The organism is Streptomyces odontomachi, assembly GCF_024435355.1.
Lineage (GTDB): Bacteria > Actinomycetota > Actinomycetes > Streptomycetales > Streptomycetaceae > Streptomyces > Streptomyces odontomachi.
In genome coordinates this window covers 335,758-350,691 of record NZ_JAMJWG010000006.1, presented here as the reverse complement: position 1 = coordinate 350,691, position 14,934 = coordinate 335,758, and the positions used below count along the sequence as shown (strand labels likewise).

Sequence of the window (14,934 nt, the reverse complement as noted above, 5' to 3'; positions counted from 1 at the left end):
CGTGGCTCTCGCGTCCACCACGACCACCCCGCACGACACCCCGCGCGGCCCCACCCCGCAGCCGCCCGAGTCCGCGGCCCCCGGCTCACTCGCAGGCCTCCTCAGGAGGCTCTGCACCCTCCAGGGCCTGCTGGTCGGCGGCTCCGTCCTCGTCGTCGGCTACCTGGCGCTGGTGCCGCTCGGCTACCTCGTCCACGACACCTTCCTGAGCGCCGACGGCAGCGGCTTCTCCGTCGACGCCTTCGCGCGCGCCTACGGCGGCAACTCCGAAGCCGGCTCGATGATGCTCAACTCGCTGGGCTTCGCCGTCGGCGCCGCCGCGTTCGCGCTGGTCCTCGGCACCGTGCTGGCGTACATCCAGGTGCGCACCGACACCCCGTTCAAGGGCCTGTTCTTCGCCGCGTCCCTGGTGCCGCTGATCGTGCCCGGCATCCTCTACGCCACCTCCTGGATCTTCCTCGGCGACCCCACCACCGGCGTGGTCAACCAGCTCGTCTTCAAGCCGCTGTTCGGCATCACCCCGATCAACATCTACAGCGTCTGGGGCATGATCTGGGTCCAGGGACTGCACCTGGCGCCCGTGGCGTTCCTGCTGATGGTGGCCGCCTTCCGGGCCATGGACCCGTCCCTGGAGGAGTCCGCGGCGATGTCGGGGGCGCGCCGGGTGACCGTGCTGCGCCGGGTCACGCTGCCGCTGATGCGGCCCGCGATGATCTCCGCAGCGCTGCTGATGTTCGTGCAGTCGCTGGAGAGCTTCGAGGTGCCGGGGCTGCTCGGCCTGCAGAACGGCATCTACGTCTTCACCAGCCGCATCTACTTCGTGCTGCGCGCCTACCCGATCGACTACGGTGCCGCCGGAGCGCTGGCCATCGGACTGCTCGCCATCGCCGCCGCAGGCGTGCTGCTCTCCGGCTGGTTGCAGCGCTCCACCCGCACCTTCCAGACCGTCACCGGCAAGGCGTTCCGCCCCCGGCCGGTGGAGCTGGGGCGGGCCAGGCCGTGGGTGGGGGCCTCAGTGGTCGTCTACTTCCTGGTCACGGTGGTGCTGCCGGTCGCCGTGCTGGTGTACGCATCGCTGCTCAGCCACTACACGGCGCCCACCCGCAAGGCGTTCGCCTCGATGTCGCTCGCCAACTACCGCCAGGTGCTGGACACCCCGCTCGCCTTCACCGCGTTGAAGAACTCGGTGCTGCTCGGTGTCGGCGCGGCCACCATCGTAATGGCGCTGACCTCGGTGGTGGCGTGGGTGGTGCTGCGCACCAAGGCACCCGGCCGGCGGCTGCTCGACCTGCTCGCCTTCACCCCGATCGTGATACCGGGCCTGGTCCTCGGCCTCGCCCTCGCCTTCGTCTACCTGCGGGTGCCGTTGCCGATCTACGGCACCCTGCTCATCCTGCTGCTGTCCTACTGCACCCGGTACCTGCCGTACGGGATGCGGTACGCCTCGGCCGCGATGTCCCAGATGGCACCGGAACTGGAGGAGTCCGCCGAGGTCTGCGGCGCGTCGTGGTTCCAGACCTTCCGGCGGGTGCTGCTGCCGCTGATGAGCGGCGGTGTGCTGGCCGGCTGGATCTACATCCTCGTGGTGTCCTTCCGCGAGCTGTCCAGCACCATCCTGCTCTACAGCCCCGGCAAGGAAGTGCTCTCCGTCCTCATCTGGGAGCAGTTCGAAAACGGCCAGTTCACCACGCTCGCCGCGCTGGGCGTCTGCATGGTAGCGATCCTCGTCGTCCTCGTCTGCGTCGCCTACCGGCTCGGGGCCCGCTTCGGGCTCCAGAGCGACGCCCCGAACCAGTAACCCCCGAAGGGACACCAGGGATGCTGACTGTCGAATCCCTTGCCAAGAGCTACGAGTCCACAGCGGGCTCCCCACGCCGCAGCCTCGCTCGCCGGCTCGGGGGACGGGGGAGCGGGGCGCAGGAGGACCCGGCCGCACCGCAGGCCCGGGTGTTCGCCGTCGACGGGATCGACTTCGAGGTCCACGACGGTGAACTGTTCACCCTGCTCGGCCCGTCGGGCTGCGGCAAGACCACCACCCTGCGCTCCGTGGCCGGACTCGAGCGCCCCACCGCCGGCCGGGTCAGGCTGGGCGAGCGGGTGCTGTTCGACGCGGACAAGGGCGTCAACCTGCGGGCCAACCGGCGCGGCTTCGGCATGGTCTTCCAGTCGTACGCGATCTGGCCGCACATGTCCGTCTTCAAGAACGTCTCGTTCCCGCTGGACGTCATGCCGCGCATCAAGCGCCCGGACCGCCGGGAGATCGAGGAGCGGGTCCAGCAGGCCCTGGAGGTCATCGAGCTGGGCGGCTACGCGTCCCGACCGGCCACCAAGCTCTCCGGCGGCCAGCAGCAGCGGCTCGCGCTGGCCAGGGCCCTGGTCACCCGGCCGGAGCTGATGCTGCTCGACGAGCCGCTGTCCAACCTGGACGCCAAGCTGCGCGAGTCCATGCGCTTCGAGCTCAAACGGCTCCAGCGGGAGCTGAGCCTGACCGCCGTCTACGTCACCCACGACCAGTCCGAGGCGCTGGTGATGTCCAACCGGATCGCGGTGATGAACGAGGGCCGCATCGAGCAGATCGGCAAGCCACGCGAGATCTACACCCGCCCCGCCACCCGGTTCGTCGCCGAGTTCATCGGCACCTCCAACTTCATCGAGGCCGACGTGCTGGAGGTGCAGGGCAACGACGTCGTGGTGGAGACCAGCCAGGGACGGCTGGTCGCGGCGAACTGTCCGCGCAAGCCGGCGCCGGGCGAGAAGGTGCTGCTGTCGATCCGCCCGGAGAGCGTCGACGTCTCCGAGAAACCGCACACCGACGGCACCAACACCTGGTCCGGCAAGGTGCGCAACCGAGCCTTCCTCGGTGACGCCATCGACCACATCACCGAGGTCGGCGACCTGAAGGTACGCAGCCGTTCCAACCCGTCCGTGTCCCTCGCCCCCGGGACCGAGGTGCACCTCGCCATCGCCCCGGAGAAGGTCGCCCTCGTCCCCGTCGACTGACCAGCCCGCCCCGGGCCCCGGCCGAGCGTGCGGGGGCCCAGGAAGCAGAGGCGTACCGTGCCCAAGGCGCTCCCCGAGGTGCTGCGCAACCGCGACTTCGACCTCTACTGGAGCGGGGTCGTGCTCTCCCAGATCGGGACCCGGGGAGCCGTCGCCGCCAATCTCTACCAGGTCTACCAACTCACCGGGTCCACCGCACAGGTCGGCCTGGTCGGCCTTGCCCAGGCCCTCGCGCTGCTGGTGCTCTCCCCGGCCGGCGGGATCTACGCCGACCGGCTCGACCGGCGGCGGCTGCTCCAGGCGGCCCAGGCCGTGGCACTCGTGGTCTCCGCAGGCCTGGCCGCCGTCACCCTCGCGGGTGTCGCCACCACCTGGACCGTGCTGGTGTCCGCGCTGCTCGCGACCGCGGCCGCCACCTTCGACCAACCGGCACGGCAGGCCCTCATCCCCGCCCTGGTGCCCCGGAACCAGCTGGTCGAGGCCTTCGCGCTGCTCAACCCCTCACGCGAACTGGCCGTCCTGCTCGGCCCTGCGCTGGCCGGGCTCCTCATCGCGGTGGCCGGGCCCGGCGCGGTGTACGTCTTCGACGCCGTCACCTACGCCGTGCTGGTGCTGGTCCTCGCCCTGCTACGGGTTCCGCCGCTGGCCGTCGACACCGTTCGCCGCTCCCTGCGGGAGAGCCTGCGGGAGGGTATCGGCTACGTCGCCCGGCGCCCCATCGTCTGGCAACTGATGGGACTCGACCTGGTGGCCACCCTGTTCGGCGCGTACCGGGTGCTGCTGCCGGCGTTCGCCGACCGGCTGGACGCCGGAGCCACCGGGTACGGGCTGCTGTCCGCCGCGCCGTCGGCGGGCGCCCTGGTCGGCTCGGTGTGGGTGTTCCGGCTGGTGCGCACCGCACGATCCGGCCACCTCGTGCTGAGCGGAACGGCCGCCTACGGTCTCGCGATCGTCGGTCTCGCCCAGGCCCCCTTCTTCGCGGTGGCGATCGTGATGGCGCTCGCCCTGGGCGCCGCCGACGCGCTCGCCACGACGGTGCGGCACGCCGCCGTCCAGGTGGAGACCCCGGACAGGCTGCGCGGCCGGGTCTCCGCGCTCTACCAGATGTGCTCACGCGGCGGACCGGCGCTCGGCGACACCCTCGTCGGTGCCGTCGCCGGCGCCGCAGGACCCGTCGCCGCGCTCACCCTCGGCGGCCTGGTGCCCACCGTCGTCTGCGGCCTGAGTGCGGTGCGCGGCCGCACGGTGCGCGACTACGACGTGCACCCACCCGCGAACGAGAAGTCGGCACCGAACCCACCCACCGACGACGACCACCCCGCCGGCCCCACCGACCCACCCGCCCCACCGCCGGAAGGCAGCCACGCGCCGCCCACCGCCGGCTGACCCCCGACCCCCAGGGAGACACCTTGGCCACCCACACCACCACCGAAGTCACCCACTACCACGTGCAAAAACGCCGCCGGGCCCGGTTCATCGAGGACTGGCGCGCCAACCACCGCACCATCGTCCACCACGAGGACGTCGCCCTGCACCCGACCGCACGCGGCAGCCGCGTCGGCGTGTACGTGGGTGCCGACGGCGACCGGCCCACCCGCACCATGGACGCCCTCGCCCACGAGTTCGACCCCGGCACGGTGACCACCGTGCACCGGCACTCCTGGGACGCGATGGTGTTCGTGGTCGCGGGCCACGGGTGGACCGAGATCGACGGCGAACGCATCGACTGGGGGCCCGGCGACTCGCTGCACCTGCCCGCCTGGTGCTGGCACCGCAGCGGCAACGACGGTGACACCACGGCCCGTTACCTCACCTTCTCCAGCGAACCCCTGCTGGAGACCATGGGCATAGCCATGATCGAGGACGCCGGGCACACCCCGGTGGCCGAACTGCCGCCCCGGCCGCCCTACTCACCCGGCCAGGACGGTGCGGACCCCTACGCGGCACGACTGCGCAGGCTCGCCCGCGACCAGGAACAGCGCCGCTCGGGACGGCTGCACACCGCCTGGGACGGGCTCGAACTGCGCAACACCCCGCGCGGCACCCGCACCACCTTCCTGCTCGACCGAGCCATCGGCTACCAGGCGTCCGGCATCACCATGGCCATGTTCGAGATCGGCCCAGGACGCGGCCAGTCGATGCACCGGCACCCCGGCGAGGCCTGGCTGTACGTGGTCGAGGGCGCCGGCGAGAGCTACCTCGGCACCGAACCCGAGGGCGGCGAGCGGCACCCGTGGAAGAAGGGCGACATCATCGTCGTCGACCACTTCCTGTGGCACCAGCACATCAACACCAGCCCCGACCGCACCGCCAAGGTGGTGCGCATCCACATGTTCGACAGCCTGCTGGAGACGATGCGGGCGCTGTGCGATCCGCTGGTGCTCTTCGAGGAGCCGCCGGACCACATCCGCGACGCCCAGGCCGGCGACCCGTCGACCGTCGACTGGCCGGAGCTCACCCGGCCCACCTGGCCGTGACACCGGGAAGGAGCAGGCGGTGAGCACCACACTGCCGCACGGGGTGTCCGGCCTGCACGCCCTGCCGGCCGACCACCACGACGGGCCCTGGGACGCGGTCATCACCCCACCGGGCCTGAAGGAACGGCTGCTCGCGACCGCGGTCCTGGTGCTCAGGCACGGGGCCCGGCTCGCCGGCTCGGCCGTCGCTCCGCACGGCCTCGTGGTGCTCGCCGGGCCGCCGGGCACCGGCAAGTCCACCCTCGCCCAGGGCCTCGCGCAGGCCGCGGCGCGCACCCTGGCGCCGCACGGCGCGACCACGCTCGTGGAGGTCGACCCGCACGCCTTCCCCAGCGAGATGCTGGGCGAGAGCCAGCGCGCGGTCTCCCGTCTCTTCCACGAGACCCTGCCGGAACTGGCCGCCCGACGCCCCCACACCCTCGTCCTCCTCGACGAGGTGGAGTCGCTCGCGGTGCGCCGCCGGGCGGCGTCCTTCGACACCAACCCGGTCGACGTGCACCGCGCCACCGACGCCGTCCTCAGCGGCCTGGACGCGTTGCGCGCCGCGCGCCCCGGCACCCTGCTGGTGGTCACCACCAACTTCGCCGAGGCGGTGGACGACGCGTTCCTCTCCCGCGCCGACCTGGTGGTACGCACCACCCTGCCCGACGAGACGGTGGTCCCGCAGATCGTGGCCGACTCCCTACGCGAACTGGCCGCCCAGTGGCCCGCACTACGCCGCCTCGCCGACGACACCGCCGTCCACCGCCGCCTGAGCAAACACCTCACCGGCCTGGACGGCCGCCGCATCCGCAAGGCGGTACACGGCTCCCTGGCCCGACGCCTGGAGACGGCACGCGACCCGTCGACGCTCACGGAAGCCGATTTGCTGGCCGCAGCGGAGGAGGCAGGCGCGGAGCGCCGCGTGTAAAGGGGCGCGGGGAACGGCGCGACCGGCCACGACGCGGCGGGTTGGGTGGTCACCGTCCCGAGGGGGCTGTTTCTGTTGTGTTCGGCCGCCGGGCCGGTGGGTGGTTGGGCGCGCAGTTCCCCGCGCCCCTGGATAGGGCACTTCGTGCCCCTCCCCGGTAGGGGCGGAGCGCCGCGTGTAAAGGGGCGCGGGGAACGGCGCGACCGGCCACGACGCGGCGGGTTGGGTGGTCACCGTCCCGAGGGGGCTGTTTCTGTCGTGTCCGGGCCACCGGCCGGTGGGTGGTTGCTCGCGCAGTTCCCCGCGCCCCTCTCGAGCGGGCGCGGAGAGCCGCCTGTAAAGGGGCGCGGGGAACTGCGCAAACCGCCCACGGCGCGGCACCGTCGAGGCCAGCCCAGGGCACTGGACGCCGGGGAGTAGGGGCTGCGCCCCTACGAAGCGGAGTACTCCGGTGCCGCCTCGAAGAAGTGCACCGTGTCGTAGCCGAGGTGCTTGAACACCCGGTTCTGCGCCGACAGCACCCGCAACGGCGTGCCATCGGCGGCAAAGAGCTGGCAGACGTGGTTCTGCGGCACGTACAACGTGTCGCCCTGCGTGATCTCGTGCCGGGTGGGCTCCTTCGCCACCCGCGCGTAGTACTTCTCGGCGAGCTCCGCCTCGACCTCCCACTGGAGCGCGTAACCGCCGCCCTCCAGGACGTAGAAGACCTCGTCCGCCATCTTCCAGTACCGGCCGGAGCGGCTGCCCGCGGGAACGTCGAGTTCGAACGCGTCGATGGAGAAGATCCGGGCATCGGTGCGCTCGGGAGACGACATCACGCGGACCCGGCCGAGCGGGGTGCTCTCCCAGCTGGTGTCCGCCGGGCTGATGACCTTCTTGCGCTCCTTCACGCCCGGCGTCCAGATCCGCGACCAGTCCTCGCGCGGCCCGAACTCCTCCTCGCGCTCCACCGGGCCGCTGCGGCCCTGCTGCAACAGGCCCATGAACATCCAGGTGCTCTTGGCCTTCACCACCAGCGCGGTCGCGGTCTCGTCGTACGGGTTGAAGTGCCGGTGCACGGAGTCGGTGTGGACGAAGACCAGGTCGTCCTTGGCCCATTCGTAGCGCTGGTCGTCGTGGATCTCGTAGCCGCGGCCCCGCAGGATGTAGAACGCGGCCTCGTTCTGGTGGCCGTGACCGTGGTTGCTGGACTCGGGCGGCAGCTCCACGAAGTGGACCTGGATGGTCTGGGTGAGGAAATCCTCGTCGCCCGGACCCACCCGCCACCAGGTGCGGGACTTCTCGCTGTCGCCGGAGTGCGCGACCTTGGCGTCGTCGACGACGGTGGAGTCGTCGCGTACCCGCTTCGCCGCGAGCTGCGTCCGGCGGAATTCCCCGAGTCCGTAGGTCTCGGACGTCAGGCCGCGGACGAAGACGCGCCCTTTCTTAGCCATGGGAAGCCTCCTGTGCGGGCGTGGGCAGTGACATGGATTGTCGTGATGGTCTAACCATAATACCTGTCGATATGCCCCGTCACCCCTGTGATGAGAGGCGCGCAAGGAGGGTGGGGCGGTGGGGGATTTGCCCGTGATCGCACGGTGCGCGACTCCGCTTTGTCCTGTGACTGGCGAAAGTCGGGGGCAATTCCCGCTCAAGTCCTTCCCCCTCCGGTCATGCACTGCTACGTTCCCCTCGAAAGCCTGACGGAGACAGCCCGATGAGGCGGGGAGGGGCACGTGAGACGGATGACGGCTCGTCCCGCCAACGCCCATCAGGCCAGGCTGCTCAGGTTGTTGCGCGACTCCGGCCCCAACTCCCGGGCCCAGCTGGGCGACCAGGTCGACCTGTCACGCTCGAAGCTGGCCGTCGAGGTGGACCGGCTGCTCGAGACGGGTCTGGTGGTGGCCGACGGGCTCGCCGCCTCCCGCGGCGGTCGCCGCTCGCACAACATCCGGCTCGCCCCCGCCCTGCGCTTCCTGGGCGTCGACATCGGCGCCACCTCCGTCGACGTCGCCGTCACCAATGCGGAGTTGGAGGTACTCGGGCACATCACCCAGCCACTGGACGTGCGCGAGGGCCCCGTCGCCGTCTTCGAGCAGGTCCTGGCGATGACCGCCAAACTGCGCGCATCCGGACTGGGCGAGGGCTTCGACGGAGCGGGCATCGGGGTGCCCGGACCGGTCCGCTTCCCGGAGGGCGTGCCCGTGGCGCCGCCCATCATGCCGGGCTGGGACGGCTTCCCGGTGCGCGAGGCGCTCAGCCAGGAACTGGGCTGCCCGGTCATGGTCGACAACGACGTGAACCTCATGGCCATGGGCGAGCAGCACGCCGGAGTCGCCCGCTCCGTCGCCGACTTCCTCTGCGTCAAGATCGGCACCGGCATCGGCTGCGGCATCATCGTCGGCGGCGAGGTCCACCGCGGTACGACGGGCAGCGCCGGCGACATCGGCCACATCCTCGTCGAACCCGACGGGCACCCGTGCGCCTGCGGCAACAAGGGCTGCCTGGAGGCCCACTTCAGCGGTGCGGCGCTGGCGCGCGACGCGATGGAGGCCGCCCAGCAGGGGCGTTCACCGGAGCTGGCGGCGCGCCTGGCGGAGGCGGGGGAACTGACCTCCGTCGACGTCGCCGCAGCGGCCGCCGCGGGCGACGCCGCCGCGATCGACCTGATACGCGAGGGGGGCAACCGCACCGGCCAGGTGATCGCAGGCCTCGTCAGCTTCTTCAACCCGGGTCTGGTGGTGATCGGTGGCGGGGTCACCGGGCTCGGCCACACCCTGCTCGCCGCCATCCGCACCCAGGTCTACCGCCAGTCGCTGCCCCTCGCGACCGGCAACCTCCCCATCGTGCTGGGCGAACTGGGCCCCACCGCCGGTGTCATAGGCGCAGCCCGGCTCATCAGCGACCACTTGTTCTCGCCGGCCTGACCGGACGGGCGCGCTCGACCAGACCGACGCGCTCGACCGGGCCACCTTTAGCGCACCGCACGGCACCGCACCGCACGGCACCACCCGCACCACTCCTTCCGCCGGCACCACCGCCACATCCGCACCCGCCACATCCGCACCACCGGCACCCGCACCCCGCCACCCGAAAGCGCTCGCCCTGGGCGGTCACGCACGCACCGCCTGCCCTGAACCGGCCCGATCCTCCCCCACTGCCTCAAGGCGTGGGGGTACCCCAGGGGGACTCGATGGCACCACTCGCACCACTGCTCACGATGACCTCAATCACCAAGTCGTTCCCCGGTGTGCGGGCCCTGGACGGGGTGGACCTCGAGGTGCGACCGGGGGAGGTGCACTGCCTGCTCGGGCAGAACGGGGCCGGCAAGTCCACCCTCATCAAGGTGCTCTCGGGCGTGCACCAGCCCGACGGCGGGCAGATCACCTGGCGCGGCGAGCCGGTCGTGCTGCGCTCGCCGAGCGCCGCGATGCGCCTCGGTGTCGCCACCATCTACCAGGAGCTCGACCTGGTGGAGCACCTGTCGGTGGCCGAGAACATCTCCCTCGGGCACGAACCCACCAGCGCCGGGTTCGTCGTACGGCGCCGGTCGGCGCGCACCACGGCCGACGCCCTGCTCCGGCGCCTCGGGCACCCCGAGATCGGTGCCGGGCGACTGGTGGGCGCGCTCTCCGCGGCGCAGCAGCAGATCGTGTCGATGGCGCGGGCGCTCTCCCACGACGTACGGCTCATCGTCATGGACGAGCCGTCCGCAGCGCTCGACCCCGACGAGGTCGACAACCTCTTCCGCATCGTCGCGAGCCTGACCGCCGACGGGGTCGCGGTGGTCTACATCTCCCACCGCCTGGAGGAGATCCGCCGCATCGGCGACCGGGTCACCGTCCTGAAGGACGGCAGGGCGGTCGCCGGGGGACTGCCGGCGAAGACGACCCCGACCAGCGAGGTCGTCTCCCTCATGACGGGCCGCACGGTGGAATATGTCTTCCCGGAGCGCCCTTCCCCAGCCTCCGTGGACCCGTCAGGCACGCGCCCCGTACTGACCGTCCGCGGCCTGGCTCGGGACGGTGAGTTCGCGCCGTTCGACCTGGATCTCCACCCGGGGGAGATCGTCGGTCTCGCCGGGCTCGTCGGATCGGGGCGTTCCGAGATCCTGGAGACCGTCTACGGCGCGCGCCGGCCGACCGCCGGGAAGGTGACGGTGGCCGGGGTGCCGCTCAGGCCCGGCAGCGTGCGCGCGGCCGTGCGCGCCGGCGTCGGCCTCGCTCCCGAGGAACGCAAGGCGCAGGCCCTGCTGATGCTGGAGTCGGTGACCCGGAACGTCTCCGTCTCCACGATGTCCCGGTTCTCCCGCGGCGGCTGGCTGGACCGGCGTGGCGAGCGGGCCGCGGCGCGGCAGGCCGCCCGCGATCTCTCGCTGCGGCCCGACAACCCCGACGCACGCGTCCGCACCCTCTCCGGCGGCAACCAGCAGAAGGCCGTCCTCGCCCGCTGGCTGCTGCGCGGCTGCCGGGTGCTGCTGCTGGACGAGCCGACCCGGGGCGTCGACGTCGGCGCGCGCGCCGAGCTGTACGCCGTCATACGCCGGCTCGCCGACGAGGGCCTGGCCGTCCTGCTGGTCTCCAGTGAAGTGCCCGAAGTGCTCGGTCTGGCCGACCGGGTGCTGGTGCTGCGCGAGGGCCGGGTCGTGCACCGCGCGCCCGCCCAGGAGCTCGACGAATCCCGTGTGCTCGACCTCGTCATGGAAGGGAGCCCGACATCATGACGCAGCCTGCCTCGCCGGCCCAGCAGGGCGGGCCGGACGCTCCGAAGCGTCCTGCCGCCCGGCGGTCGGTCGCCGCCGACCCGGCCGGGGCCGGACCCTGGCGCACCTGGTGGGACCGCGCCGACGTCCGCACCCTCTCGCTGGTCGGGGTGCTCGCCGTGCTGGTCGTCATCGGTGGCGTCACCAAGCCCGACGAGTTCCTGGACACCCGCAACCTGCAACTGGTGCTCACCCAGTCCTCCGTCATCGGCGTCGTCACCGTCGGCATGACCTTCGTGATCATGGGCGGTGGGATCGACCTGTCGGTCGGCGCGATCGTGGCGCTGGCGTCGGTGTGGGCGACCACGGTGGCCTCGCAGGAGTACGGCTTCTGGGGGGTGCTGTTCACCGCCCTCGTGGTGGGCCTGGGCTGCGGCCTGGTCAACGGTCTGCTGATCGCGTTCGGCAGGATGGTGCCGTTCATCGCGACGCTCGCCATGCTCGCCTCCGCGCGCGGCCTCGCGTTGCAGATCACCGGAGGCAAGACGCAGATCGTCACCATCGACGGCATCCTCAGCCTCGGCGAGCGCGACTCGTACGTGCTGGGCGTGCCACCGCTGGTGCTGGTCTTCGCGGCGGTCACCGTCATCGGCTGGCTGGTGCTCAACCGCACCACGTTCGGGCGGCGCACGGTCGCCGTCGGCGGCAACGCGGAGGCGGCCCGGCTGGCCGGCATCGACGTGCGGCGGCAGCGGCTCTACCTGTACCTGCTGTCCGGGCTGTGCTGCGGCATCGCCGCGTTCCTGCTGATCGTGCTGTCCGGCTCGGGCCAGAACACCAACGGCAACCTGTACGAGCTCGACGCGATCGCCGCCGCCATCATCGGCGGCACCCTGCTCAGCGGCGGCCGTGGCACCATCACCGGCTCCGTGCTGGGCGTGCTGATCTTCACCACGATCACCAACATCTTCGCCTTGAACAACCTCCAGACCGACGTCCAGCAGATCGCCAAGGGCGCGATCATCGTCGCCGCGGTGCTGGTCCAACGCCGCACCGCCGACACCTAGCCGGACCGCACACCTCCGCCCCGCACCAACCCCCCACCCCCCGGACACCACCCACCGCACCCTCACGACGGGAAGGGTTCAACGCCATGCCCCACACCACGAGCCGCAGAGGTCTGCTCTTCGGAACGGCCGCCGTGTCGGCCGGTGCCGTGCTCACCGCCTGCACCAGCAACGAGTCGTCCGACGACAAGCCGTCCAGCGATGCGAAACCCGCGGCGGACGACAAGCCGGGCAAGCACGTCACCATCGGCTTCGCCGGCCCCCAGGCCGACCACGGCTGGCTCAACGCCATCAACGACAACGCCAAGGAGCGCGCCAAGGCGTACTCGGACGTCAGCCTGGAGGTGACCGAGGGCTCCAACGACACCGCCGCGCAGATCGGCCAGATAGAGACGCTGATCAACAAGAAGGTGGACGTCATCGTGGTGCTGCCGGCGGACGGCAAGGCGCTCACCCAGGTCGGGCTGAAGGCCATGCGGGCCGGGATCCCGGTGGTCAACCTGGACCGCATCTTCAACACCCCGCAGGCCTACCGCTGCTGGGTCGGCGGTGACAACTACGGCATGGGCTTCAACGCCGGGCAGTACATCGGCGAGCGGCTCAAGGGCAAGAAGGGCGCCCGGGTCGTCGAGCTGGCCGGCATCGACAACCTGGAGCTGACCAGGCAGCGCACCCAGGGCTTCGACGACGCCCTGAAGAACTACCCGAACATCAAGAAGGTGGCCCGGCAGGCCGCCGACTTCACGGTCGAGTCGGGGCAGGCCAAGATGGCCCAGCTGCTCCAGGCCCAGTCGCACATCGACGCGCTGTGGAACCATGACGACGACCAGGGGGTCGGCGCGCTGCGCGCCATCGACCAGGCGGGGCGCGACGAGTTCCTGATGGTCGGCGGGGCCGGCTCGCTCTCCGCCATGCAACAGATCAAGCAGGACAAGGGCGTCCTGAAGGCCACCGTGCTGTACCCGCCGACGATGGCCGCCTCGGCGATCGACCTGGCCCGCGCCCTCGGACAGGGCAAGGGCATCCAGGGCATGTCCGAGGCGGAGATCCCGACCTCCATCACGCTCTACTCGGCCGTGGTGGACAAGCACAACGTCGACCAGTACATGCCCACCGGCTTCAAGTGATGCCGTCCCGCCCGTACGCAAGGTGCGGGCAGGAGGGCGGGCAGCACCGGTACACCTCTCTTGAACCCTCCCCCCGGCGAACGCAGGGGGATTCCTGGCTCAGAAAGCCCCGCGGGTCAGCGACCCGAAAGGTCTTACTCCCTCAACACCAGCCGGGACGGAACCTGCCCGGTCTGGTACGGCAGAGTTAGGTGGTGCTGTGCCGTCTTGGTTCTCGATCGGCACGGTGTGCGCGCTTGGTTCTCGCAACGCACCGTGCGTACGTTACTTGATCACCTGGGGAGACAGGGTGATTGAGGCCCCCGGCCTCGCCGGGCCGTCTTGAAGCGCCGCTCGCGCGACACTTCGCACACGGCGCCCCGCGGGGCCGGCGGGAATCGAGCTGAAGGAGGAAATCCGTATGGCACAGCCGCAGGAAACGGACCGCGGGGCGGGGGAGGACAAACCCCCCTTGGGTGTGGGCATGGTCGGCTACGCCTTCATGGGCGCCGCGCACTCCCAGGGTTGGCGCACCGTGGGCCGGGTCTTCGATCTGCCGCTCAGGCCGGTGCTTGCGGCCGTCTGCGGCCGGGACGCGGGGGCCGTGCGCGACGCGGCCGGGCGGCTCGGCTGGGCGGCCGCGGAAACCGACTGGCGTGACCTGATCGCCCGTGACGACGTCGATCTCGTCGACATCTGCACCCCCGGCGACAGCCATGCGGAGATCGCCATTGCGGCGCTCAAGGCCGGCAAACACGTGCTGTGCGAGAAGCCGCTCGCCAACACGGTCGCCGAGGCCCAGGCGATGACGGCGGCCGCCGGCCGTGCCGCGGCCCAGGGCCGGATCGCGATGACCGGTTTCAACTACCGCCGGCTGCCCGCCACCGCCCAGGCCCGGCGGATGGTCGCCGAGGGCCGCCTCGGCACCCTGCGGCACGTGCGTGCGGTCTACCTCCAGGACTGGCTCAGCGACCCGGACTTCCCGCTCACCTGGCGGATGGACCGGGAGAAGGCGGGCTCCGGCGCGCTCGGCGACCTGGGCGCGCACATCATCGACCTGGCCCAGTTCCTCGCGGGGGAGCAGCTCGCCGGGGTGTCGGCGCTCACCGAGACGTTCGTGCGAGAGCGGCCACGGCTCCAGGGCTCCTCCGCGGGCCTCAGCGGCGCAGGCGGCAGCGAGCGCGGTCCGGTCACCGTCGACGACGCCGCCGTGTTCACCGGGCGGTTCACCTCCGGTGCGCTGGCGTCGTTCGAGGCCACCCGGTTCGCCGCCGGACGCAAGAACGCCCTGCGCATCGAGCTCAACGGCTCCCTCGGCTCGCTCGCCTTCGACCTGGAGCGGCTCAACGAGCTGTCCTTCCACGACCACACGGAGCCCGCGGCGACCGCCGGCTTCCGCCGCATCCTCGTCACCGAGCCCGACCACCCCTACGTCGACGCCTGGTGGCCGCCGGGCCACGGTCTGGGCTACGAGCACACGTTCGTGCACCAGGCCCGCGACCTGGTGCACGCGATCGCCTCCGGAAGCCCGCCGGAGCCGTCCTTCGCGGACGGCCTCCAGGTGCAGCGGGTGCTGGCGGCGGTGGAGGAGAGCGCGGCGAAGAACTCGTCCTACACGGCCGTTCCGGGGCCGTGAAGCCTTCGGGGCGCCCGGCCCGCTGACCAGCGTAAAGGCTTAACTCGGAATAATCCG

The 14,934-nt window shown here is 71.4% G+C and carries 11 protein-coding genes; 10 read left to right on the top strand and 1 reads right to left on the bottom strand.

The annotated features are described in order from the left end of the window. The first annotated feature begins 1 nt into the window (after nt 1). Genes NQO67_RS16105 through NQO67_RS16085 form a run of 5 tightly spaced genes read left to right on the top strand, consistent with a single transcriptional unit; the run spans nt 2 to nt 6,387 of the window. Nucleotides 2–1,798, top strand: a complete 1,797-nt coding sequence (locus NQO67_RS16105) for an ABC transporter permease (protein WP_255950666.1) — start codon at nt 2–4, stop codon at nt 1,796–1,798. A gap of 20 nt (nt 1,799–1,818) precedes the next feature. Beyond that, nucleotides 1,819–3,000: an ABC transporter ATP-binding protein gene (locus tag NQO67_RS16100; protein ID WP_255950665.1), complete on the top strand. Its 1,182-nt coding sequence runs from the start codon at nt 1,819–1,821 to the stop codon at nt 2,998–3,000. Between the two features lie 57 nt (nt 3,001–3,057). Then, complete coding sequence (locus NQO67_RS16095) at nt 3,058–4,386, top strand: MFS transporter (protein WP_255950664.1); 1,329 nt, start codon at nt 3,058–3,060, stop codon at nt 4,384–4,386. 23 nt (nt 4,387–4,409) lie between these two features. Then, nucleotides 4,410–5,477: a cupin domain-containing protein gene (locus NQO67_RS16090; protein WP_255950663.1), complete on the top strand. Its 1,068-nt coding sequence runs from the start codon at nt 4,410–4,412 to the stop codon at nt 5,475–5,477. A 19-nt stretch (nt 5,478–5,496) separates the two neighbouring features. After that, nucleotides 5,497–6,387 carry an AAA family ATPase gene (locus tag NQO67_RS16085; protein ID WP_255950662.1) on the top strand — a complete coding sequence of 297 codons (891 nt, stop codon included), beginning with the start codon at nt 5,497–5,499 and terminating at the stop codon, nt 6,385–6,387. A gap of 431 nt (nt 6,388–6,818) precedes the next feature. On the opposite strand, the gene NQO67_RS16080 is transcribed toward NQO67_RS16085, so the two are convergent. Beyond that, nucleotides 6,819–7,820 (bottom strand): cupin domain-containing protein, encoded by a 1,002-nt coding sequence (locus NQO67_RS16080; protein ID WP_255950661.1) that lies wholly within the window; start codon nt 7,818–7,820, stop codon nt 6,819–6,821. 291 nt (nt 7,821–8,111) lie between these two features. Here NQO67_RS16080 and NQO67_RS16075 point away from each other — a divergent pair, with 291 nt between their 5' ends. The 5 genes from NQO67_RS16075 to NQO67_RS16055 all read left to right on the top strand — a co-directional run bounded on the left by NQO67_RS16075 (nt 8,112) and on the right by NQO67_RS16055 (nt 14,877). Then, a complete protein-coding gene (locus NQO67_RS16075) occupies nt 8,112–9,293 on the top strand; it encodes an ROK family transcriptional regulator (protein WP_255950660.1) in 1,182 nt (393 codons plus the stop codon). 266 nt (nt 9,294–9,559) lie between these two features. Then, nucleotides 9,560–11,089, top strand: a complete 1,530-nt coding sequence (locus tag NQO67_RS16070) for a sugar ABC transporter ATP-binding protein (RefSeq protein ID WP_255950659.1) — start codon at nt 9,560–9,562, stop codon at nt 11,087–11,089. Further along, complete coding sequence (locus NQO67_RS16065; RefSeq protein WP_255950658.1) at nt 11,086–12,135, top strand: ABC transporter permease; 1,050 nt, start codon at nt 11,086–11,088, stop codon at nt 12,133–12,135. The genes NQO67_RS16070 and NQO67_RS16065 overlap by 4 nt, the downstream gene beginning before the upstream one ends. An 86-nt stretch (nt 12,136–12,221) precedes the next feature. After that, nucleotides 12,222–13,262 carry a substrate-binding domain-containing protein gene (locus NQO67_RS16060; RefSeq protein ID WP_255950657.1) on the top strand — a complete coding sequence of 347 codons (1,041 nt, stop codon included), beginning with the start codon at nt 12,222–12,224 and terminating at the stop codon, nt 13,260–13,262. A 400-nt stretch (nt 13,263–13,662) separates the two neighbouring features. Beyond that, nucleotides 13,663–14,877, top strand: coding sequence for a Gfo/Idh/MocA family protein (locus tag NQO67_RS16055; protein ID WP_255950656.1), 1,215 nt, complete (start codon nt 13,663–13,665; stop codon nt 14,875–14,877). The last annotated feature ends 57 nt before the right edge of the window (nt 14,878–14,934 follow it).